Here is a 21,565-nt window from a genome sequence, read left to right as displayed (position 1 = left end):
CGCTTCACGGAAGCTTAGATCCGCATAGCAGAATTTAATGATGAGTACATCGTCTCGTCAATGGTTGCAGGAAACAGCTCGGGGCCGCGTGGTGAGTGTCACCACGCGGCCCCGAGTCATAGCATCGGCGCAGGTCAGCCCTTGCGCGCCTTGATCTCGCCGGTCAGCTGGGGCAGGACCTCGAAGAGGTCGCCGACCACGCCGTAGTCGACGAGGTCGAAGATCGGGGCCTCGGCGTCCTTGTTGATGGCCACGATGGTCTTCGAGGTCTGCATGCCGGCCCGGTGCTGGATCGCGCCCGAGATGCCGGAGGCGATGTACAGCTGCGGGGAGACCGACTTGCCGGTCTGGCCGACCTGGTTGGTGTGCGGGTACCAGCCGGCGTCCACGGCGGCGCGGGAGGCGCCGACCGCCGCACCGAGGGAGTCCGCGAGGTCCTCGATGAGGTGGAAGTTCTCCGCGCCGTTGACGCCACGGCCGCCGGAGACGACGATCGCGGCCTCGGTCAGCTCGGGGCGGCCGGTCGACTCGCGCGGGGTGCGCGCGGTGACCTTGGTACCGGTGGCCAGGGCGCCGAAGGTGACGGCGAGCGCCTCGACCGCGCCGGCGGCCGGAGCGGCCTCGACCGGGGCGGAGTTGGGCTTCACGGTGATGACCGGGGTGCCCTTGGAGACGCGGGACTTGGTGGTGAACGACGCGGCGAAGGCGGCCTGCGTCGCGACCGGACCCTCGGCGCCGGCCTCCAGGTCGGTGGCGTCGGTGATGATGCCGGAGCCGATGCGCACGGCCAGGCGCGCGGCGATCTCCTTGCCCTCGGCGGAGGAGGGGACGAGCACGGCGGCCGGGGAGACGGCCTCGTACGCGGCCTGGAGCGCGTCCACCTTCGGTACGACGAGGTAGTCGGCGAACTCGGGGGCGTCGGCGGTGAGGACCTTGACGGCCCCGTGCTCGGCGAGCACCGCGGCGGTGGCCTCGGCGCCGGCGCCGAGGGCGACGGCGACGGGCTCGCCGATGCGGCGGGCCAGCGTCAGCAGCTCAAGGGTGGGCTTGCGGACGGCGCCGTCCGCGTGGTCGACGTAGACGAGAACTTCAGCCATGGGACTGCTCTCCTGCTATTGCGAAGTGTCTGGGGGCGTATGAGGGAGGGCTGAAGTTCTAGATGAACTTCTGGCCGGCCAGGAACTCGGCCAGCTGCTTGCCGCCCTCGCCCTCGTCCTTGACGACGGTGCCGGCGGTGCGGGCCGGGCGCTGCGCCGCGGAGTCGACCGCGGTCCAGGAGCCTTCGAGACCGACCTCGTCGGACTCGATGTCCAGCTCCTCCAGGTCCCAGGACTCCACCGGCTTCTTCTTGGCGGCCATGATGCCCTTGAAGGAGGGGTAGCGGGCCTCGCCCGACTGGTCGGTCACGGAGACGACCGCGGGGAGGGAGGCCTCCAGCTGCTCGCTGGCGGAGTCGCCGTCGCGGCGGCCGGTGACGGTGCCGTCCTCGACCTTGACCTCGGACAGCAGGGTGACCTGCGGGACGCCCAGGCGTTCGGCCAGGATCGCCGGGAGGACGCCCATGGTGCCGTCGGTCGAGGCCATACCGGTGATGACCAGGTCGTAGCCGGCCTTCTCGATCGCCTTGGCGAGCACCAGCGAGGTGCCCATGACGTCGCTGCCGTGCAGGTCGTCGTCCTCGACGTGGATGGCCTTGTCGGCGCCCATCGACAGGGCCTTGCGCAGCGCGTCCTTGGCGTCCTCGGGGCCGACCGTCAGGACGGTGATCTCCGCGTCGTCCGCCTCGTCGGCGATCTGCAGCGCCTGCTCGACGGCGTACTCGTCGAGCTCCGACAGCAGGCCGTCGACGTCGTCGCGGTCCACGGTCAGGTCATCGGCGAAGTGCCGGTCACCGGTGGCGTCGGGCACATACTTCACACAGACAACGATCCTCAGGCTCACGCCGACTCTCCTACCGCATCGTCTTTTACTGATACCGCCTTGTGCAGGCAGCATAGGCGCCTTCTGGGGCTGATCCCGGTCGGGGCGGCCCGCGCTCCGAAGGGAATGTTACTCGTCAGTACACAGCGGGTCCCCGCAGGTTGCAAGGCAGCCGGACTGTGATCTGGCCAACGCCGCCCGAACCCGCCCCAGCAGGGACGATTCAGTCGCGCAACGCGTTGAAGCGTCCCTGGTGGTAGAGGAGGGGCCGGCCCTCGCCGGCCGGGTCCCCGGCCACCGCCTCCGCGATGATGACGCGGTGCTCCCCGGCGGGCACCCTGGCCACCACCCGGCACACCAGCCACGCCAGCACCCCGTCCAGGAGCGGCACCCCGTGCGGCCCCCGCGCCCACCCGGTTCCGGAGCCGAAGCGGTCGGCCCCGCTGCGCGCGAAGAGACCGGCCAGCTCCCGCTGGTGCTCGCCGAGTATGTGCACGCCGAGGTGCGCCGAGTCCCGTACGGCGGGCCAGCTGGAGGAGCCCGTGCCGATGGTGAACGAGAGCAGCGGCGGTTCCGCGGAGACGGAGTTCAGCGACGTCGCGGTGAAGCCGGCGGGGCGGCCGTCCCGCTCCGCGGTGATCACGGCGACCCCGGCGGCGTGCCGGCGGAAGACGGAGCGGAGCAGGTCGGGCGATCCGGGCAGCACGCCGTCGCCGGAGGAGGGGGTGAACGGGGCCGTCGGGAGCGTCGGGGCCGTCATGGGAGGGCTTCCTTCTGCCGCGGGAGTCGCGGGCACGGTCGGGGGTCCGGGGGCCGGGGTCCGGGGTCGGTGCTCGGAGGCGTTCAGTGATCCCGACAGCGCGCGCTCGCGTGGCGGACGAGGTCCACGTGGACCCGCCCGTAAAGCAGGAGTTCATACCGCATGCCGCCAGCCTGGCGATCTCCCGTGTACACAGTCAAGCCGTGCCGGTCAGATGTCAGGCGCGTCACGCCGCGTGCGGGCGTACGCACCGGCGCACCCGTCACAAGACCGCGGCCCCGAGGGCCGCGATGACGTCCGCCTTGCGGGGCATGCCCTCCGCGCGCCGGACGATGTGCCCGGCGGCGTCCAGGACGAGCACGGTCGGGGTCTTCTCGATGCCGAGGGCGCGCACGAGCCCGAGGTTGCGCTCGGCGTCGATCTCGATGTGGGCCACCCCGTCCACCAGGGCGGCGACCTCGGCGAGGATCCGGCGCGTGGCCCGGCAGGGCTGGCAGAAGGCGCTGGAGAACTGGACCAGACTGGCCCGCTCCCCCGGTTCGCCGCCCAGCTCCGCCGCGCCCAGCGGACCCAGCCCGGCCGTCGCGTGTCCGTCCCCTTCGCGCCCAGGCACGCCCGCTCCCCTCTGCTCCGTCCGTGTGTACGTACCCTGATCGCAGCACCCGCCGGGCGTCGCGCATTCCCCGCGTGACGAGAATCTCCCCGGGCAGGGCCCGCTGAACTGGTCAGCGGGCCGTGTTTGGGGCACGATCCCCATGGTCGCGTACCTACGCCGCCGTAACTTCCGGCCGGGAGCACCTCCCCAGGCAGAAAGCGGGGTCTCCCCACCATGGCTGAGCTCGTCTACCCCCCAGTGATCGGCGCCGCGCACACCCTGTTCCGCGCGCTGGACATCCGGATCGACATGAAGGGCACCGAGAACATCCCGCGCAAGGGCGGGGCGGTCCTGGTGTCGAACCACATCGGCTACCTCGACTTCATCTTCGCGGGCCTGACCGCGCGCCCGCAAAAGCGCCTGGTCCGTTTCATGGCCAAGGAGTCGGTGTTCCGCCACAAGGTCTCCGGGCCGCTGATGCGGGCGATGAAGCACATCCCGGTGGACCGCAAGCAGGGTGAGGCCGCGTACCAGCACGCGCTGGACGCGCTGCGCTCCGGCGAGATCATCGGGGTGTTCCCGGAGGCGACGATCTCCCAGTCCTTCACCCTCAAGACCTTCAAGTCGGGTGCCGCGCGCATGGCGCAGGAGGCCGGGGTCCCATTGATCCCGGTGGCGCTCTGGGGCACCCAGCGGCTGTGGACCAAGGGCCGGCCCAAGGACCTCAAGCGCAGCCACATCCCGGTGACGATGCGGATCGGCGAGCCGATGGAGGCCCCGGCCGACCAGTTCGCGGGCGCCATCACCCGCCGCCTGCGCGAGCGCGTGCAGGAGCTGCTGGAGGCGGCGCAGGCCGCGTACCCGGCCAGGCCCAAGGGCCCGGAGGACTCCTGGTGGCTGCCGGCTCACCTGGGCGGCACCGCCCCCACGGCGGCGCAGGTCAAGGAAGCCGGCTGACCGAGCCGGCCGGCCCGGCCGCCTTACCACCCCGGGCGGGGCGGCGGGGTTCCCTACAGGGCGGTCGGCAGGTTCCGCCACAACTCCCGCCGGTCCGCGGACTCCTGGAGCGCCCTGAGCGTGGCGGGGTGCGGGGCGGCGCGCAGTTCCGGGTAGTCGCACTCGCCCAGTTCCGGCCGGACGGGGAAGGCGAGTCGTTCCCGGTCGAGGCTGAACCGGGCGTCGACGCCGGGCTTGTTGCCGCGCGCGTCGACGCGGGACCACCGCTCGGCGCCGGGCGGGCGCAGGGCCACGAGGCCGTGGACGACCGGGTCCGAGCCGTCGTCCTCGGTGAGGCGCTGGTAGCAGAGGGCGGCCGGGATGCCCCGGGCGCGCAGCAGGGCGGCGAGGGCGTGGGACTTGGCGTAACAGATGCCGGTCCGCGTGAGCAGCACCTCGGAGGCCCGCCAGGGGACGCGGTCGTCGTCCCCGTCGGCGGAGTGCGTGACGGCGTCGCGGACGAACGCGAAGGCGGCTTCGGCGTAGGCGAGGGGCTCGCCGGTGGCCGTCCAGAGGGCGTCGGCGGTCGCGCGGACGTAGGGGTGGTCATGGTCGACGGCGGCGTTCGCCACGAGGTAGGCGGCGACGTCGGAATGCTCCTGGATCAATTCCATGATCCAGGAGCATACCTATGCGGCGATCCGCATGACTATCGAATTAGCCGCGGGCGAGCTCTTCCTTCAGCGCCTGGAGGAAGCCGTCCACGTCCTCTTCCTGGGTGTCGAAGCCGCACATCCAGCGGACGTCACCGGCCGCCTCGTCCCAGAAGTAGAAGCGGTAGCGCCGCTGGAGCCGGCGCGTGACCTCGTGCGGCAGCCGCGCGAAGACGGCGTTGGCCTGCACCGGGTAGAGGATCTCCACCCCGTCGGTCTCGCGCACGCCCGCCGCGAGCCGCTGCGCCATCGCGTTGGCGTGGCGGGCGTTGCGCAGCCACAGGTCCTTCGCGAGCAGCGCTTCGAGCTGCACCGACACGAACCGCATCTTCGAGGCGAGCTGCATCGACATCTTGCGGATGTGCTTCATCTGCCGGACCGCGTCCGGGTTGAGCACGACCACGGCCTCGCCGAACATCATGCCGTTCTTCGTGCCGCCGTACGAGAGCACGTCCACCCCGACCGCATTGGTGAAGGTGCGCATCGGCACGTCGAGCGAGGCCGCGGCGTTGGCTATGCGGGCGCCGTCGAGGTGCACCTTCATGCCGAGGCCGTGGGCGTGCTCGCAGATGGCCCTGATCTCGTCCGGGGTGTACACCGTGCCGAGCTCGGTGTTCTGCGTGATCGAGACGACCTGCGGCATCGCCCGGTGCTCGTCGTCGAAGCCCCAGGCCTCCTGGTCGATCAGCTCGGGGGTGAGCTTGCCGTCCGGGGTGGGCACGGCGAGCAGCTTGAGCCCCGCCATCCGCTCGGGCGCGCCGCCCTCGTCCACGTTGATGTGGGCGCTCTTGGCGCAGATGACCGCACCCCAGCGGTCGGTCATCGCCTGGAGGGCGGTGACGTTGGCGCCGGTGCCGTTGAAGACCGGGAAGGTCTCGGCGTACGGGCCGAAGTGGCTGCGGAAGATCTTCTGCAGGTGCTCGGTGTACTCGTCCTCGCCGTACGAGACCTGATGGCCGCCGTTGGCGAGCGCGACGGCGGCGAGCACCTCGGGGTGCACGCCGGCGTAGTTGTCGCTGGCGAACCCGCGCACGGCCGGGTCGTGGTGGCGCCGGGCGTCGGTCTTGCCGGTCTCGGTCCTCACGGTTGCGGGGTCAGCCACAGACGCTGTCCGTTCACATCGGGGGCGGACCGCTCCCACACGCCGGCGATGGCCTCGGCCAGCTCCTTGACGTCGGTGAAGCCCGCGAACTTCGCATTGGGACGCTCGGCGCGCATCGCGTCGTGCACCAGTGCCTTGATGACCAGGATCGCAGCCGCCGCGCCGGGGCCGTCCTCGCCCCCCGCCTTGCGGAACGAGTCCGCCATGGCGAGGGTCCAGGCCTCGGCGGCCGCCTTGCCCGCGTTGTACGCGGCGTTGTTGGCGACCGGCTTGTGCGCGCCGGACTGGCTGATCAGCACGTACCGGCCACGGTCGCTGCGCAGCAGGCCGTCGTGGAAGGCGAGCGAGGTGTGCTGGACGGTGCGGACGAGGAGCTTCTCCAGGAAGTCCCAGTCCGCGAGGTCGACGTCGGTGAAGGTCTTGCTGCCGCGCCAGCCGCCGACGAGGTGGACGACCCCGTCGATCCGGCCGAACTCCTTCTCGGTGCGCTCGGCCCAGGCCTTGGTGGCCTCCAGGTCGAGCAGGTCCACCGTGTCACCGGTGACGGAGGCACCGCCGTGGGCGTAGCGGGCCGCGTCGACGGCCTCCGCGAGGCGGGCCGGGTCGGCGTCGGAGGCGACGACCACCGCGCCCGCCTCGGCGAGGCGGAGCAGGGCGGCGCGGCCTGCGGGGCCGCCGGCCCCGGCCACCGCCACCACCGCTCCGTGGAGCTTGCCGCCGTTGCCGTTCCCGGAGCCGTTCATCCGTGCAGCCTCCTGAGGGCGAGTGTTCACGCGGCGGCCCGCTCGGCCGTGTCCGCGTTCAGGGCGGTGATACCCCGGGTCGAGGCGATCACGCCCTTGAGCTTCTTGGCGAGGGCCTCGTAGAACATGCTGAGCGGAAACTCGTCCGCGAGCACGTCGTCGACGAGCTTGCGGGGCGGCTGCGTCAGGTCGAGGGCGTCGGGGCCCTTGGCCCACTTGGAGCCCGGGTGGGGGGCGAGGTAGGTGGAGACCAGTTCGTAGGCCTTGAACCAGTGGACCAGCTTCGGGCGGTCGATGCCCGCGCGGTAGAGGTCCTCGATCTCGGCGCACAGCTGGTTGGTGACCTGCGGGGCGCGCATCCAGTCGATCTTCAGCTTGTTGTCCGTCCAGCGCACGACGTCGTGCTTGTGGAGGTACGCGAAGAGCAGCTGGCCGCCGAGACCGTCGTAGTTGCGGTTGCGGTCGCCGGAGACGGGGAAGCGGAACATCCGGTCGAAGAGGACGGCGTACTGGACGTCACGGCCGTGCTCGTTGCCCTCGGACTCCAGCTTCACGGCCTCCTTGAAGGCGGTGAGGTCACAGCGCAGCTCCTCCAGGCCGTACATCCAGAACGGCTGGCGCTGCTTGATCATGAAGGGGTCGAACGGCAGGTCGCCGTGGCTGTGGGTGCGGTCGTGGACCATGTCCCACAGAACGAAGGCCTTCTCGCAGCGCTCCTGGTCCTCGACCATGCGGGCGATGTCCTCGGGCAGGTCGATGCCGAGGATGTCGACGGCCGCCGCGGTGACCTTGCGGTAGCGGGCCGCCTCGCGGTCGCAGAAGATGCCGCCCCAGGTGAAGCGCTCGGGGGCCTCGCGCACGGCGATGGTCTCCGGGAAGAGCACGGCGGAGTGGGTGTCGTAGCCCGGGGTGAAGTCCTCGAAGGTGATGCCGAGGAACAGCGGGTTGTCGTACCGGGTGCGCTCCAGCTCGGAGAGCCACTCGGGCCACACCAGCTTCAGCACGACGGCCTCGAAGTTGCGGTCGAGGTTGCCGTTCTGGGTGTACATCGGGAAGACCACGAGGTGCTGGAGCCCGTCCTCGCGCCCGGCGGCCGGGTGGAAGGCCAGCAGGGAGTCGAGGAAGTCCGGCACGCGGAAGCCGTCGGCCACCCACTTGCGCAGGTCGGCGACGAGCGCCCGGTGGTACGCCTTGGCGTGCGGCAGCAGCGGGGACAGCACCTCGACGGCCGCGGCGATCCGCTCCACGGCGGCCCGGACGTCGTCCGGCGCGGGGGCGCCCTCGGCCTCGAAGTCGATCGAGCCGTCCTTGGCCTGCCAGGGGCGGATCTCCTCCACGGCGGCCTTGAGCTCGGGCCACGCGGGGTGGTCGACCACCCGCGCCCCAGCGGTTATCACGGCACCGCCGGCACCCGGCACAAGAGTTTCCGTCATGTCACTTCCTCCACAGGAGAACCTCACGTCAAGACAGCGTATGCATGCAAGGGTCTCGACCTCAAGAGTTAACCCGGGAAATTATCCTGCACGACCCCCCGCTCCACCGAAATTCTTCCCGTTGTTCCGGGTGGAGGCCACCACTCCGCCTAGACGGCCCGAGGGGTTCCCGAGAAGTGCGGGATCACCTTCTCCCCCCACTGGCGCAGGGTTTCCAGACAGGCCTCCTGCGGCACCGTCCCCATCTGGATCAGACACATCACCTCGTCCGCGCCCGCCTGCCGCAGCCGCTCCACGTACGCGATGGCCTCCTCCGCGCTCCCGTACGCGTGGTCGGCGTGGAAGGTGGCGGTGGCGGCCGGCCGGACCGGGATGTCCAGCTCGTGCAGCCGGGCGACGACCTGCTCGGCGGCTCGGCGCAGCTCGGCCGCCTCGTCGGCGCCCGCGACCACCGCCTCGTCCGGGACGCCGGCGCCCCCGTACCAGTGGCCGATGGCCTGCGCGAAGAACCGCTGCCCCCGGATCCCGATCCGCCGGGCCTCCTCGGGGTCGTCGAGCACAATCGTCGGGCAGAGCACCGAGAAGTGATCGTTGACGACCGTGGACACGAACCGGCTCCCGTCCCGCGCCGCCCGCGCGGCGTCGTACGCGGCCCGCATCCCGGCGACCGCCTCCGGCCCGGCGAAGCCCATCACCAGCGCGCCCACGCCCAGCTCGGCGGCGCTCACCAGGGTCTCGGCCCGGCTGCACGCCAGGAAGAGCGGCGGGTGCGGGGTCTGCGCCGGGCGCGGCAGGACCGGGTGCGGGGCGATGTCCAGCAGCGGTCCGTGGTGTTCCAGCTCCTCCTCCCGCCAGGCCTTGCCGATGATCCGCAGCGCCTCCTCCACCTCGGCGGTGGTGCGCTCCCGGTCCACCCCGCACAGCGAGGTCTCCTGCTCGGTGCCGCCGCGCCCGCCCCCGAGGTCGAGGCGCCCCCCGGAGAGCAGGTCGAGCATGGCGGCGCGCTCGGCGACCCGGACCGGGTGGTTGAAGTGGAAGGGCATGCACACGACGCCGTGCCCGATGCGTATGGTGTGCGTCCGGGCCGCGATCCAGGTAAGCAAAATTTCCGGGGCCGACAAATGGGAGTACCACTTCAGGGAGTGGTGCTCGACGGCCCAGATCCGGTCGAACCCCATGCGTTCGGCGAGCACCGCCTGCTCGACGCAGTCGCGGATCACCTGGTGCTCGCGCTCGACGGTCGGGTCGGCGAGCTGAGCCTCGAAAATGACGGAGAACTTCACGATGCCTCCAGGGTCGCGTCCACTGCCCGGACTCACTTCTATTCGAAATATGACTAGTAGTCAGACGTCGAACAAGCAAGAGCTTCCGCCGACCGCGTGGGCGGTCCTCGGCCTCCTGTCGTTCCCCGGCGAGCGCACCGGCTACGAGCTGAAGAAGTGGGCGGACTCCTCCCTGCGCTTCTTCTACTGGTCGCCCGCCATCAGCCAGATCTACGCGGAACTGCGGCGGCTGGAGGACCTCGGTTACGCGGCCTCCGCGCGCTCGGGGCCCGAGGAGGCCCGCGCCAAGCGCCGGTACGCCATCACCGACGCGGGACGCGCGGCCCTCGCCGGCTGGGCGGGCGACACCGCGGAGGCGGGCCCGCCGGTGCTCAAGCACGGGCTGCTGCTGCGGATCTGGCTGGGGCACCTCTCCGAGCCGGAGCGGCTGTGCGCGATGGTGGAGGAGCACCGCGAGCGGACCCTGGCCGAGCTGGCCTGCGTACGCGTGGCCATGACGCACGCGGCGCAGGCCCCGGAGTGGGCCTTCCCCGCCCTCGCGCTGCGCTGGAGCGAGCGCCAACACCTGGCGGAACTGGAACTGGCCGACGCCTTGCTGGCGGACCTCGCCGAGGCGGGGGCCCGCACCGGCGGGGCCGGCGCGCCCGCCGAGGACCTCCGTCAAGCCGGTGGGGACGCGCCCACCCCCGGGTGACGCGGCACGGCCGCCCCGGCGCCGGAGGGCGCGCACGACCCCGGCGGGAAGCGGCCGGGGAGCTTCCGCGAGGCCCCGCACGACCGGTCCCCTCGCGACCGCGGCCCACTAGCATGCGTCCTCACCGCGCACGGCCGGACGGGACGTCCGCGACCGCGCGCCGAGCCGCCGTCGACGGAAGCGAGAGAACCTTGACTTTCCTCACCATCGGTCACCGCGGGGTCATGGGCGTCGAACCGGAGAACACCCTGCGGTCGTTCGTCCGCGCGGAACGCTGCGGGATGGACGCCCTCGCACTGGACGTCCGCCTCAGCAAGGACGGCGCCCTCGTCGTCCTGCACGACGCCGACGTGGCCCGCACCACCGACGGCGCGGGCGCCGTCGCCGACCTGACCCTGGCCGAACTGCGCGGGCTCGACGCCGGCGAGGGCGAACGCGTACCGGTCCTGGAGGAGGTGCTGGACGCCGTCCGGGTCCCGCTCCAGGTGACGGTGCACGACCAGGGCGCCGCCCAGGCCCTCGCGGAGCTGATCGTGGCCCGCGACCTGACCTCCCGGGTGGAGGTGGCCTCCGAGGACGGGGGCCTGCTGGCCTCGGTCGCCGGGCGGGCCCCGGGTGTCCGGACGGTCCTGCGGGTGGCCGGGGACCGGGAGGGCGTCGTGGAACTGGCCCTGGCCGCGGGCGCGCGGAGCCTGGCCCTCGACATCCGCCGGATCGCCCTGGAGACGGTGGAGGCGGCGCACGCGGCCGGGCTGCGGGTGACGGGCTGGACGGTCAACACGCTCGATCAGCTGCGGCTGGCGCGGGCCCTGCAACTGGACGGGGCGGCCACCGACTTCCCTGAGATCCGCAGCACGGGCCGCTTCACGGCGTGAGCCGCCGCGCGCGGAAGAAGGGGGTCCTTCAGAGGGCCTTGACGAGCAGCTCGAAGGCCAGGTCGTCGCGGAGCGGCACGCCGAAGCGCTCGTCGCCGTAGGGGAAGGGGCTCAGCTCGCCGGTGCGCTCGTAGCCGCGGCGCACGTAGTAGGCGATGAGCTCCTCCCGTACGTTGACCACCGTCATCCGCATCTCCTTGGCGCCCCAGGTCTCGCGAGCGCGGCGCTCGGCCTCGGCCATGATCTCCTTGCCGAGGCCGCCGCCCTGGAGGCCGGGGCGGACGGCGAACATGCCGAAGTAGGCGTGGTCGCCCCGGTGTTCGAGCTGGCAGCAGGCGATCAGCTCGCCGGCCCGCTCCACGACGAGGAGGATCCCGTCCGGGTTGGCGATGACCTGGCGGACGCCGTCGGGGTCGGTGCGCTGCCCGTCGAGGAAGTCGGCCTCGGTGGTCCAGCCGGCCCGGCTGGCGTCCCCCCGGTAGGCGGACTCGACCAGGGTGACCAGCTCCGGGACATCGGCCTCCACGGCGCTGCGGTAGCTCAGGGCGGCGGAGTCGGCGGTCGGCATCGGGGAGCTCCGTTCGGTGCGGCGGCACGGGTGTGCCGCATGCGGCGGACATGAGCCTAACGCGGGGCGAGGTGGGGCCGGCGCCGGGGCGGGACGGGCCACCGCCGGGGCGGGACGAGGGCGCCGCCGGGGCGGGACGAGGGCGCCGCCGGGCGGCGTGAGAGGGCCGCCCGGCGGGCATTCCTTCCGGTGAAGCCGACGAACCGGGAGGTTCCGCCGTGCACGGACCCGCTATGCCCCTCTCCCCCTTCTCCGCCGCCGCCATCTCCGCCTGGCTGCTCGTCCTCGTCTGCGCCGTGAGCGGTACGTACTGTCTGCTGCGGGCGCGCAGAGCGGACCGGGCGGCGCGCGGCGCGGCCGCGGGCGAGGCGGTGATGGGACTCGGGATGGCGGCGATGGCGTGGCCGTCCGGGACCGGCGCCTGGGGGCCGCAGATCCTGCTGGCCGTCTTCTGCGGGGCGGCGGTGCACGCCCTGTGGCTGCTGCGCGACGGGGCCCACCACGCGCACCACCTGGTCGGCTCGCTGGCGATGGCGTACCTGGCGCTGGAGCCGGCCGCCGGGGCGGGACACGGGTACGGTCACGGTCACGGCGGGACGGGTCTGCCGCTGGTGACGGGGGCGCTGCTCCTCTACTACGCGGGGTACGTGCTGCTGGGCGGGGCCCGGCTGGTGACGGCGGGCGGCGGCCCGCTCCCGGGGGCGCTCGCCGTACGGGGGCCGGACGCGGGCGCCGGGCGGGCCGGCGACCTGACGCGGGCCTGCCGACTCGCGATGGGGACGGGGATGTTGGCGATGCTGCTGACCATGTGAGGCGCCGCCGGGAGCGGGCGGGACGTGTCCTGCGTCACCAATGTCCCGGGACCGTACCCGTGGGCGGACCGGCGCTCATAGGCTGGCGGACATGATGGTCCCCGCCGCCCTCCTGATGCTCGGCGCGCTGACCGCGGTCCTCGCGCCCCGCCTGCTGGCCCGGGCCCAGTGGCCCGACCGTGAACCCGTCGTCGCCCTGTGGGCGTGGCAGTGCGTGGTGGGCGCGACCCTGCTGTGCCTCGCGCTGTCGATGCTGCTGAGCGCGGCAGCCGCCTGGCAGGCCGTGCGCGGCGGGCTGTTCGCGGCGGCCCCGCACGGGGTGGTGGACGCGTACGCGCTGGGTGCGGCGGGCGGGCCCTGGGCCGCCGGTACCGCCCTGGCACTGGCCGGCGGGGGCCTGTGGACCGGCGCGATGCTGGCCCGGGAGGTGCTGCGGGCGCGGGCCCGGCGGCGTACGAGCGGGGCCGAACTGCTGCTGCGGGCGCCGCTGTTGCCCGGCGAGGACCCGGCGGCCGCACGGCTGGTGGTGCTGGAGGGGCCGCGTCCGGAAGCCTGGTGGCAGCCGGGGGCGACGCCGCGGCTGGTGGTGACCACGGCGGCCCTGGGCCGGCTCAAGGGCAGCCAGCTGGACGCGGTGCTGGCGCACGAGCAGGGGCACGTGGCGGCGCGGCACGACTGGCTGCTGCACTGCTCGCGGGCGCTGGCGCAGGGGTTCCCGCAAGTGCCGGTGTTCGCGGCGTTCGAGGCGGAGATGCACCGGCTGGTGGAGCTGGCCGCCGACGACGTGGCCTCGCGGCGGTACGGGCGCCTCACGATCGCCCTGGCCCTGGTCGGGCTGAACGAGGACCGGGGCGTCTTCGGGCCCTGCCCGACGCAGGCGCACGTCCCCCAGCGGGTGCGGCGGCTGCTGTCGCCCGTACCCCGGCTGTCGGCGGGCCGGCGGCTGCGGCTGACGGCGCTGGCCACGCTGGTTCCGGCGGTGCCGCTGGCGGTGGCCCTCGTACCGGGTCTCAGCGCGCTGGCGTAATCCGGTCCGGTGAGGGGAAGAGGGGTGCCTGCTCGGGGTGATCCCCCGCGTCACCCCGAGCAGACGGTCCCGTGCGCTGAGTATATTGGCTCGAAGCCAGTCAACGCAGGAGTAAGCATGTCCCCGCGCAGCGCATCGGTCAATGAAGAATTGCGCAGACGTTCCCGGGAGCGATTGCTGCGGGCGACCGTCGAACTGGTCGCCGAACGCGGTTACGAGGCCACCAAGCTCGGTGACATCGCCGACCGGGCGGGCGCGGCCCGTGGCCTGATCTCGTACTACTTCCCCGGCAAGCGGGAGCTGCTGCAGTCGGCCGTGCACCGGCTGATGCACCTGACCCTGGAGGCGGGACTGGAGCGGGAGCCGCGCAGCGACGACGGCCGCGAGCGGCTCGCCCGGGCGATCGACGCGATCCTGGGGCTGGCCCGCGACCAGCCCCGGCTGATGCGCACGCACATGGCGGGGATCCTTCAGTCGGAGGGGTTCATCCAGTGCCCGGAGCAGCAGCGGCTCGCCGCGCTCCTGCGGGACACCGTGGTGCGGTACGGCTCGCGGAACGTGGACCGGGACTATCCGCTGCTGCGGGCGCTGCTGATGGGGGCGGTGGTGGCGGTGCTGCTGCCGGGGGCGCCGATGCCGGCGTGCCGGCTGCGGGCGGAGCTGTTCCAGCGGTACGGGCTGGACTGGGCGCTGGGGGTCCCGCCGGACGGAGGACCGCCCGGCGGAACGTTTCCCCTTCCGTAGGGGCGGCGGGGGTCAGTGGTACTCGGGCTGGCTCTGCACGTTGAGCCGGTCCATCCGTACCCACTTCGCGCTGTCGGTGCGCCAGTCGTCGAGCCGCAGCACGTCGAGGCCCTTGGCGATGTCGTTCGAGTAGATGTGCCCGTTGTAGTAGTACGCCGACCAGGAGCCGCCGAGACCGAGCCGGTCGGTGGTCAGCGGGCCGCGCTCGAAGTAGCCGATCTCCTTGGGGCGGGTGGAGTCGGTGAAGTCCCACACGGAGACGCCGCCCTGGTACCAGGCCTGGACCATGATGTCGCGGCCGCCGCCGACCGGGATCAGCGAGCCGTTGTGGGCCACGCAGTTCTCGGTATCGGCCTGCTGGCGCGGGATCTTGAAGTAGCCCTTGAAGACCAGTTTGCGCTGGTCGCCGCGGCCGGTGATGTCGTAGATGCCGTCGGCGCCCCGGTTGGGGCCGGTGGCCTCGTTGCAGGTGGCACTGCCGCCGCCGCCCAGTTCGTCGGTGAAGACCACCTTGTCCGCGCGCTCGTTGAAGGTCGCCGAGTGCCAGAACGCGAAGTTCACGTTGTCCTGGACGCGGTCGATGACGCGGGGCTGTTCGGGTTGGCTGATGTCGAAGAGGATGCCGTCGCCCATGCAGGCGCCGGCGGCCAGGTTCTTGGAGGGCAGCACCGTGATGTCGTGGCAGCCAGTGGTCTTGGAGACGCCGGGGTTGGCGGGCGCGCCCGGGTTGCCGCCGTCCGGGAAGAGGACCGGGAACGCGACGACCGCCGCCTGGGTCGGGGCCTTCTTGGGCACCTTGACGACCGAGATGCCGTCGTGCGGGGGCTGGCAGTCCGGGAAGGCCTCGCTGGGTGAGTACGAGGCGACGTACAGGTAGAGGTCGCGGGCGCCCGGCACCAGCGTGTGGGTGTGGGAACCGCAGGCGGTCTCGACGGACTTGACGTACTTGGGGTTCTTCTTGTCCTTGATGTCGAAGATCTTGATGCCCTCCCACGAGGACTTCTCCGTGGCGGGCTGCGAGACGCTGGTGCAGGAGTCGTCGCTGCGCGAGGAGTCGGTGGAGAGGAAGAGCAGGTCGCCGGAGACCGAGACGTCGTTCTGGCCGCCGGGGCACAGGACCCGGGTGACGACCTTCGGGGCCTTGGGGTTGGCGATGTCGTAGATCGTGAAGCCGTCGTAGTTGCCCGCGTAGGCGAAGTTCCCCTGGAAGGCCAGGTCGGAGTTGATCGCGTGGGGGTCGGCGCTCGGGATGTTGGCCAGGGGGGTGATGTTGCGGCTGTGCACGATCTCGTCCTGGCCGGGGATCTCGCCGGGGGCGAGTGCGCGGTCCGGGGCGGGGCCGGCGCTCTGCCGGGAACCGGCTCCCGGCGACAAGTCGCCGGGATCGGGGGTGGCGGCCGCCGGTCCGGCGGTGGCCAAGAGCGTGGTGAGGAGTCCGGCGGCGGCCAGGGCCACCCCCGCACCGCGGCGGCGCACTCTGACGGTGTGCAACGTGGTCACTGTGCCTCCCGTGGGGGTCCGCACGTTTCGTTCCACCGGGGAACGGAACCTGGACCCCGGCAGTATCGTGCTTTTCATGGACATGGCAAACGCATTACTCGGCCGATTCCTGGGGGCGGCGCTGGCCGCCGGCCTCCTCCTCACGCTCACCGGCTGCCGGGACGACGGCGGCGGCGCCGGCGCGCGGGCCACGGGGGACGCGACGGTGGTGGTCGCCCCCGGCAAACCGGGCGAGAAGGCGCGCACCCTCTCCCCCGAACAGGCCGCGAAGGAACGTCCCGACGACACCCCCAACGTCGCCGACCACGCCTACGTACGGCACATGACCGAACACCACCGCCAGGCACTCACCCTGAGCGCCCTCGCCCCCGGCCGGGCCTCCTCGGCGGCGGTCAAGAGCCTCGCCGAACGCATCGCGGCCGCTCAGGGGCCCGAGATCGCGGCCATGGACAAGTGGGCCGCCCTCCACCCGGCGCCCGGCTCCGGCTCCGGTCCGGCGGAACACGATCACGCGGCGATGCCCGGCATGGCGACGGAGCAGCAGCTCGCGGAGCTGACCGCGGCCCGCGGGGCCGATTTCGACCGGCTCTTCCTGAAGCTGATGACCGCCCACCACGAGGGCGCCGTGAAGATGGCCGGCGAGGCGCTGGCCGGGGGCAACAACGTCGCCGTGGAGGAGATGGCCACCGAGGTGGTTGCCACCCAGACCGCCGAGATCCACCGGATGCGCGCCATGGGCTGACGCGCCCGTCCGCCGGTGTCATGCTGGGAGCACCTGCGGGAGGAGCTCCGCCGTGCTTCGTGTCGCCGTCGTCGGTTCGGGCCCCAGCGGGGTCTACGCCGCCCAGGCCCTGGTCGAGCAGCGTGAGGTGCCGGGCGTACGGGTCGACGTGCTGGACCGGCTGCCGGCGCCGTACGGGCTCGTGCGGTACGGGGTGGCCCCCGACCACGAGAAGATCAAATCACTGACCGGAAACCTGCGGTCGGTACTGGAGGACGAGCGGATCCGCTTCCTCGGCAACGTCGAGGTCGGCGGCGAACTCCTGCCCGTGGCCCGGCTGTCGGAGCTCTACCACGCGGTGGTGTACTGCGTCGGCGCGGCCCGCGACCGGAGGCTGGGCATCCCCGGCGAGGACCTGGCGGGGGTGCATTCCGCGACGGCGTTCGTGTCCTGGTACAGCGGGCACCCCGACGCCGGCCCCTTCGACCTCGCCGGGGTGCGTTCGGCGGTGGTGGTGGGCGCCGGGAACGTCGCCGTGGACGTGACGCGGATCCTGGCCCGGGGCGCGCCCGACCTGGAGCCCACCGACATGCCCCAGGCGGCGCTCGGGGCCCTGGCCGGGAGCGGACTGCGGACGGTGACGATGGTGGCCCGGCGCGGGCCGTCGCAGGCCAGGTTCACCACCAAGGAACTCCGTGAACTGGGCACCCTGGCCGGGGTCGAGACCCGGACCGACGCCGCCGAGCTGGCCCTCGACCCGGCCTGCGCGGATCCGGCCGCGGCGGCGGCGCTGCCCGCGGTGGCCCGGCGGAACCTGGAGGTGCTGCGCGGCTGGGCGGAACCCGCGCCGGCGTCCGGGGCGGGGCGGAGCATCTCCCTGCGCTTCTACCTGCGCCCCGTCGAGCTGCTCGGCGGCCCGGACGGCCGGGTGCGCGGGGTGCGCTGCGAGCGGACCGCCCCGGACGGCACGGGCGCGGTCCGGGGCACGGGGGTGTACGAGGACCTCGACGCGGAGCTGGTCCTGCGGTCGGTCGGCTACCTGGGGGTGCCCCTGGCCGGGCTGCCCTTCGACGCGTCGACCGGGACGGTCCCGCACGCGGCGGGCCGGGTGGTGCGCGCGGGCCGGGCCTCGGTCGGCGCGTATGTGGCCGGGTGGATCAAGCGCGGCCCGACCGGGGTGATCGGCACCAACCGGCCGTGCGCCAAGGAGACGGTGTCCTCCCTGCTCCAGGACGCGGGCGCGCTGGCCGCCCGGGAGCTGCCGGGCGACCCGCTGGAGGCCCTGCGCGCGGCCGGGCTGCACCCGGTGGAGTGGCCGGGCTGGCTGGCCATCGAGGCGGCCGAGGCGGAACTCGGCCGCGCCCTGGGCCGCCGCACGGTGAAGATCCCCGACTGGCCGGGCCTGCGCACGGCGGCGGGCCTCCCCTGACCCTGGCCGGACCGCGCCCGGGCCTGCGCTAGAAGGCCGTTACCGCCGGGTCGGCGAGGCGGGCTTCTTCGGACGCGGCGGCCGTCAGGACGGTGTCCAGCAGGCCGGGGAAGAGCGCTTGGAGCTCGGCGCGGCGCAGGCCGTTCATCTTGGCCGTGCCCCGGTAGGTCTGGCGTACGACGCCGCTCTCGCGCAGCACGCGGAAGTGGTGCGTGGTCGTGGACTTGGTCACCGGCAGGTCGAAGTACGAACAGGCCAGTTCCGCGTCGGTGACCGCGAGGTCGCGCACGATGGCCAGCCGGACCGGGTCGGAGAGCGCGTGCAGCACGGCTTCGAGGCGGATCTCCCCCGGCCCGGGGTGGGCGAGGGCGCGGGCCGTGCCGGTGTCCGTCATGTCCGGCTCCACTCGTCGGATCGGCTGCGCCCGCCGGGCGGCGGGCCTCCATCGTACGAGAACCTTCGTAGGACTGGTGGGCGCGGCGCGGGCGTGGGGAGCTCCCGCGCCGCACCCGGTTCACCAGGAGCGGTGGTAGGGGGCGGGCATGCGCAGCTCCCCGCCGAGTTCGGCGGCCGCGCGGCGGGCCCAGTAGGGGTCGCGCAGCAGTTCCCGGCCCAGCAGGACGGCGTCCGCCTCGCCGTTGGCCAGGATCTTCTCGGCCTGTTCCGGCTCGGTGATCAGGCCGACGGCGGCGACGGGCAGGCCGGTCTCCGCCTTGACGCGGGCCGCGAACGGCACCTGGTAGCCGGGTCCGACGGGGATCTTCGCGTGCGGGGCGAGGCCGCCCGTGGAGGTGTCGAGCAGGTCCACCCCGTGCTCGCGCAGCAGGGCGGCCAGGCGGACCGTCTCCTCGGCCGTCCAGCCCTCCTCGTCCAGCCAGTCGGTGGCGGAGATCCGGAAGAACAGCGGGAGGTCCTCGGGCCACACCGCCCGGACGGCGTCGACCACTTCGAGGGCGAAGCGGGTGCGGTTCTCGAACGAGCCGCCGTAGGAGTCGGTGCGCCGGTTGCTGTGCGGGGAGAGGAACTGGCCGATCAGGTAGCCGTGGGCGCCGTGGATCTCCAGCACCTGGTACCCGGCGGCCAGCGCCCGCCGGGCGGCGGCGGCGAACCGGCCGGTGATCTCGGCGATCTCCTCGACGGTGAGGGCGTGCGGCACCGGGTCGCCCTCCGCGAACGGCACGGCGCTCGGCGCGACCGGCGTCCAGCCGTGCGCCTCGGAGCCGACGGGACGGCCGCCCTTCCAGGGCCGCTCGGTGGAGGCCTTCCGGCCACCGTGACCGATCTGGATGCCGGGGACGGCGCCCTGGGACTTCACGAAGTCGGTGATCCGGCGCAGGGCTGTGACCTGCTCGTCGTTCCAGATGCCGAGGTCGTAGGGGCTGATGCGGCCCTCGGGGGAGACCGCCGTGGCCTCCTGGAGGATCAGGCCGGTACCGCCGGTGGCGCGGGCCGCGTAGTGGGTGAAGTGCCAGTCGGTGGCCACCCCGGCCGCCGGGCCGTCGGGCGCCGCGCTGTACTGGCACATGGGCGCCATCCACACCCGGTTCGGGACGGTCACCGAGCGCAGCGTGTACGGCTGGAACAGGGCGGCGAGGGAGGTCGGGGCTGCGGCACTCATGGGTTCTCCAGATGTCACCGGACGCACCGGGGATCGGCGCTAAGTACGAGAGCCACCGTACTACGAAATCTCTCGTAGTACGAGACCTCCCGTACAAGGGGTGGCACTGCCGCGCGCCGCCCGGCCGTCGCCGCCGCGCGGGTGCAGACTGCGCGGGTGCAGACTGGCCGAAAGCCGCCGAGGAGCCGAAGACGTCCGGAGGTGCCGTCATGAACGACGTGCTGCTGCTCGCGGGGACCCGCAAGGGGCTCTTCATCGGCCGCCGCCGGGGCGACGGCCCCTGGGAGCTCGACGGGCCCCGCTTCAACGCGCAGGCGGTGTCGGCCGTGGCGATCGACGGACGGGGCCCGGCGCCCCGGCTGCTGGCCGGCGGGGACAGCGCGCACTGGGGGCCGTCCGTCTTCTCCTCGGACGACCTCGGGGCCACCTGGCACGAGCCGGCCGCGCCCGCCGTCCGCTTTCCCCGGGACACCGGCGCCTCCCTGGAACGGGTCTGGCAGCTGCATCCGGCGGGACCCGAGGCTCCGGACGTCGTCTACGCCGGGACGGAGCCGGCCGCCCTGTTCCGCTCCACCGACCGCGGGACGTCCTTCGAGCTGGTCCGCCCGCTGTGGGAGCACCCGACCCGCTCCGCGTGGGTGCCGGGCGGCGGGGGCGAGGGGCTGCACACGGTGATCACCGACCCGGCCGACCCGGCGGCGGTGACGGTCGCCGTCTCCACCGCCGGGGTGTTCCGCACCCTGGACGGCGGGGGCAGCTGGACTCCGTCCAACCACGGGGTCTCGGCGGTGTTCCTGCCCGATCCGCACCCGGAGTTCGGCCAGTGCGTCCACAAGATCGCGCAGGACGCGGCTGATTCCGGCCGGCTCTACCTCCAGAACCACTGGGGGGTCTACCGCAGCGACGACGCGGGCGTCCGGTGGAGCGACATCGGGGCCGGACTGCCCTCGGACTTCGGCTTCGCCGTGGCCGCCCACCCCCACCGCCCCGACACCGCCTACGTGTTCCCGCTCAACGCCGACTCCGACCGGGTCCCGGCGCAGCGCCGCTGCCGGGTCTTCCGCACCGAGGACGCGGGAGCCCACTGGGAGCCGCTCACGGCGGGCCTGCCGTCCGGGGACCACTACGGCACGGTGCTGCGGGACGCCCTGTGCACCGACGACGCGGACCCGGCGGGCATCTTCTTCGGCAACCGCAACGGCGAGTTGTACGCCAGCCACGACGACGGCGACAGCTGGCGGCTGCTGGCCGCCCACCTGCCGGACGTCCTGTGCGTGCGGGCGGCCGTCCTGCGCTGAGCGGAGCGGGACCGGCTGTCGGTGTGGGCCAGTAGAGTGATCACCCATGGCAGCACGACCGTTGAACGAGATCGTCGAGCCGGGCTGGGCCCGGGCTCTGGAGCCGGTGGCGGCGCAGATCGCCGCCATGGGCGACTTCCTGCGCGCCGAGATCGCGGCCGGGAGGACGTACGTCCCCGCCGGGGCGAACGTCCTGCGCGCGTTCCAGCAGCCCTTCGACGAGGTGAAGGTACTGATCGTCGGACAGGACCCGTACCCCACTCCGGGGCACGCGATGGGCCTGTCCTTCTCGGTGGCGCCGGAGGTGGACCCCTGGCCGCCGAGCCTGGACAACATCTTCCGCGAACTGCACGCGGACCTCGGGACGGGCCGGCCGCGCAACGGCGACCTCACCCCGTGGACCCGGCAGGGCGTACTGCTGCTGAACCGCTCGCTGACCACCGCCCCGCGCAAGACCGGCGGCCACCGCGGCAAGGGCTGGGAGGCGGTCACCGAGCAGGCGATCCGCGCCCTGGCCGCGCGCGGCAAGCCGCTGGTCTCGGTGCTGTGGGGACGGGACGCGCGCAACCTGCGGCCCCTGCTGGGCGACCTGCCGGCCGTGGAGTCGGTCCACCCGTCGCCGATGTCCGCCGCCAACGGCTTCTTCGGGTCCCGGCCGTTCAGCAAGGCCAATGACCTGCTGGTCCGTCAGGGCGCGGAGCCCGTCGACTGGCGGCTTCCGGCAGTCGGTTGAACGCTATATGACATTGAACTACGACATTCAATGGATAAATACGGACAGATGCCGCCCGAAC

At 72.8% G+C, this 21,565-nt stretch carries 23 protein-coding genes; 10 read left to right on the top strand and 13 right to left on the bottom strand.

The features are described from left to right. Positions 1–134: 134 nt before the first annotated feature. The 4 genes from ACZ6ZT_RS04285 to ACZ6ZT_RS04270 all read right to left on the bottom strand — a co-directional run bounded on the left by ACZ6ZT_RS04285 (position 135) and on the right by ACZ6ZT_RS04270 (position 3,293). A complete protein-coding gene (locus ACZ6ZT_RS04285; protein ID WP_469715374.1) occupies positions 135–1,097 on the bottom strand; it encodes an electron transfer flavoprotein subunit alpha/FixB family protein in 963 nt (320 codons plus the stop codon). 58 nt (positions 1,098–1,155) lie between these two features. Further along, on the bottom strand, positions 1,156–1,941 hold the full coding sequence (locus tag ACZ6ZT_RS04280) for an electron transfer flavoprotein subunit beta/FixA family protein (protein WP_469715372.1): 786 nt from the start codon (positions 1,939–1,941) through the stop codon (positions 1,156–1,158). A gap of 202 nt (positions 1,942–2,143) precedes the next feature. Further along, positions 2,144–2,680, bottom strand: coding sequence for a flavin reductase family protein (locus ACZ6ZT_RS04275; RefSeq protein WP_469715370.1), 537 nt, complete (start codon positions 2,678–2,680; stop codon positions 2,144–2,146). Positions 2,681–2,942: 262 nt separating this feature from the next. Continuing rightward, a complete protein-coding gene (locus ACZ6ZT_RS04270; RefSeq protein WP_469715368.1) occupies positions 2,943–3,293 on the bottom strand; it encodes a thioredoxin family protein in 351 nt (116 codons plus the stop codon). Positions 3,294–3,509: 216 nt separating this feature from the next. Between ACZ6ZT_RS04270 and ACZ6ZT_RS04265 the strand changes: the two genes are divergently transcribed. Next, positions 3,510–4,232 carry a lysophospholipid acyltransferase family protein gene (locus ACZ6ZT_RS04265; protein WP_469715367.1) on the top strand — a complete coding sequence of 241 codons (723 nt, stop codon included), beginning with the start codon at positions 3,510–3,512 and terminating at the stop codon, positions 4,230–4,232. A gap of 53 nt (positions 4,233–4,285) precedes the next feature. Here the strand turns inward: ACZ6ZT_RS04265 and ACZ6ZT_RS04260 are convergent, their stop codons facing one another. From ACZ6ZT_RS04260 to ACZ6ZT_RS04240, 5 genes are all read right to left on the bottom strand, one after another. Beyond that, the gene (locus ACZ6ZT_RS04260; protein WP_469715366.1) at positions 4,286–4,885 is read right to left on the bottom strand and encodes a transglutaminase-like domain-containing protein; all 600 of its coding nucleotides are present in this window, start codon (positions 4,883–4,885) and stop codon (positions 4,286–4,288) included. 43 nt (positions 4,886–4,928) lie between these two features. Further along, a complete protein-coding gene (locus ACZ6ZT_RS04255; protein WP_469715364.1) occupies positions 4,929–6,026 on the bottom strand; it encodes a threonine aldolase family protein in 1,098 nt (365 codons plus the stop codon). Beyond that, complete coding sequence (locus ACZ6ZT_RS04250) at positions 6,005–6,769, bottom strand: SDR family NAD(P)-dependent oxidoreductase (RefSeq protein WP_469715363.1); 765 nt, start codon at positions 6,767–6,769, stop codon at positions 6,005–6,007. Before ACZ6ZT_RS04250 ends, ACZ6ZT_RS04255 begins: the two co-directional genes overlap by 22 nt. A 26-nt stretch (positions 6,770–6,795) precedes the next feature. After that, positions 6,796–8,202 (bottom strand): DUF6421 family protein, encoded by a 1,407-nt coding sequence (locus ACZ6ZT_RS04245; RefSeq protein ID WP_469715362.1) that lies wholly within the window; start codon positions 8,200–8,202, stop codon positions 6,796–6,798. Positions 8,203–8,351: 149 nt separating this feature from the next. After that, on the bottom strand, positions 8,352–9,485 hold the full coding sequence (locus ACZ6ZT_RS04240) for an LLM class flavin-dependent oxidoreductase (protein ID WP_469715361.1): 1,134 nt from the start codon (positions 9,483–9,485) through the stop codon (positions 8,352–8,354). Between the two features lie 49 nt (positions 9,486–9,534). Between ACZ6ZT_RS04240 and ACZ6ZT_RS04235 the strand changes: the two genes are divergently transcribed. Together ACZ6ZT_RS04235 and ACZ6ZT_RS04230 are read left to right on the top strand one after the other, a co-directional pair. Beyond that, positions 9,535–10,179, top strand: coding sequence for a PadR family transcriptional regulator (locus ACZ6ZT_RS04235; protein ID WP_469715360.1), 645 nt, complete (start codon positions 9,535–9,537; stop codon positions 10,177–10,179). Between the two features lie 191 nt (positions 10,180–10,370). After that, a complete protein-coding gene (locus ACZ6ZT_RS04230; protein WP_469715359.1) occupies positions 10,371–11,054 on the top strand; it encodes a glycerophosphodiester phosphodiesterase in 684 nt (227 codons plus the stop codon). Between the two features lie 28 nt (positions 11,055–11,082). Here the strand turns inward: ACZ6ZT_RS04230 and ACZ6ZT_RS04225 are convergent, their stop codons facing one another. Then, positions 11,083–11,622 carry a GNAT family N-acetyltransferase gene (locus tag ACZ6ZT_RS04225; protein WP_469715357.1) on the bottom strand — a complete coding sequence of 180 codons (540 nt, stop codon included), beginning with the start codon at positions 11,620–11,622 and terminating at the stop codon, positions 11,083–11,085. Between the two features lie 218 nt (positions 11,623–11,840). Here ACZ6ZT_RS04225 and ACZ6ZT_RS04220 point away from each other — a divergent pair, with 218 nt between their 5' ends. The 3 genes from ACZ6ZT_RS04220 to ACZ6ZT_RS04210 all read left to right on the top strand — a co-directional run bounded on the left by ACZ6ZT_RS04220 (position 11,841) and on the right by ACZ6ZT_RS04210 (position 14,205). After that, positions 11,841–12,434 (top strand): DUF5134 domain-containing protein, encoded by a 594-nt coding sequence (locus tag ACZ6ZT_RS04220; protein ID WP_469715356.1) that lies wholly within the window; start codon positions 11,841–11,843, stop codon positions 12,432–12,434. Positions 12,435–12,525: 91 nt separating this feature from the next. Then, positions 12,526–13,461, top strand: a complete 936-nt coding sequence (locus tag ACZ6ZT_RS04215; RefSeq protein WP_469715354.1) for a M56 family metallopeptidase — start codon at positions 12,526–12,528, stop codon at positions 13,459–13,461. 117 nt (positions 13,462–13,578) lie between these two features. Continuing rightward, a complete protein-coding gene (locus ACZ6ZT_RS04210) occupies positions 13,579–14,205 on the top strand; it encodes a TetR/AcrR family transcriptional regulator (RefSeq protein ID WP_469715353.1) in 627 nt (208 codons plus the stop codon). Between the two features lie 12 nt (positions 14,206–14,217). Here the strand turns inward: ACZ6ZT_RS04210 and ACZ6ZT_RS04205 are convergent, their stop codons facing one another. After that, on the bottom strand, positions 14,218–15,705 hold the full coding sequence (locus tag ACZ6ZT_RS04205; protein ID WP_469715352.1) for an LVIVD repeat-containing protein: 1,488 nt from the start codon (positions 15,703–15,705) through the stop codon (positions 14,218–14,220). A gap of 76 nt (positions 15,706–15,781) precedes the next feature. Here ACZ6ZT_RS04205 and ACZ6ZT_RS04200 point away from each other — a divergent pair, with 76 nt between their 5' ends. Together ACZ6ZT_RS04200 and ACZ6ZT_RS04195 are read left to right on the top strand one after the other, a co-directional pair. Continuing rightward, positions 15,782–16,447, top strand: a complete 666-nt coding sequence (locus ACZ6ZT_RS04200) for a DUF305 domain-containing protein (RefSeq protein ID WP_469715350.1) — start codon at positions 15,782–15,784, stop codon at positions 16,445–16,447. Between the two features lie 52 nt (positions 16,448–16,499). Further along, entirely contained in the window at positions 16,500–17,855 is a 1,356-nt protein-coding gene (locus tag ACZ6ZT_RS04195) for an FAD-dependent oxidoreductase (protein ID WP_469715349.1), read from the top strand. A 28-nt stretch (positions 17,856–17,883) separates the two neighbouring features. Here ACZ6ZT_RS04195 and ACZ6ZT_RS04190 read toward each other — a convergent pair whose 3' ends face one another. Both ACZ6ZT_RS04190 and ACZ6ZT_RS04185 read right to left on the bottom strand, forming a co-directional pair. After that, positions 17,884–18,249, bottom strand: coding sequence for an ArsR/SmtB family transcription factor (locus ACZ6ZT_RS04190; RefSeq protein WP_469715348.1), 366 nt, complete (start codon positions 18,247–18,249; stop codon positions 17,884–17,886). 120 nt (positions 18,250–18,369) lie between these two features. Beyond that, a complete protein-coding gene (locus ACZ6ZT_RS04185; RefSeq protein ID WP_469715346.1) occupies positions 18,370–19,473 on the bottom strand; it encodes an NADH:flavin oxidoreductase/NADH oxidase in 1,104 nt (367 codons plus the stop codon). A 209-nt stretch (positions 19,474–19,682) separates the two neighbouring features. Between ACZ6ZT_RS04185 and ACZ6ZT_RS04180 the strand changes: the two genes are divergently transcribed. Both ACZ6ZT_RS04180 and ACZ6ZT_RS04175 read left to right on the top strand, forming a co-directional pair. Next, the gene (locus ACZ6ZT_RS04180; RefSeq protein WP_469715345.1) at positions 19,683–20,771 is read left to right on the top strand and encodes a WD40/YVTN/BNR-like repeat-containing protein; all 1,089 of its coding nucleotides are present in this window, start codon (positions 19,683–19,685) and stop codon (positions 20,769–20,771) included. A 46-nt stretch (positions 20,772–20,817) separates the two neighbouring features. Further along, positions 20,818–21,504, top strand: coding sequence for a uracil-DNA glycosylase (locus ACZ6ZT_RS04175; RefSeq protein ID WP_469715343.1), 687 nt, complete (start codon positions 20,818–20,820; stop codon positions 21,502–21,504). The last annotated feature ends 61 nt before the right edge of the window (positions 21,505–21,565 follow it).

The sequence above is a fragment of the Streptomyces sp. NPDC102258 genome (genome assembly GCF_055584685.1).
Note: the sequence above shows the minus strand (reverse complement) of the source record. Positions and strands in the feature narration are given on the sequence as shown.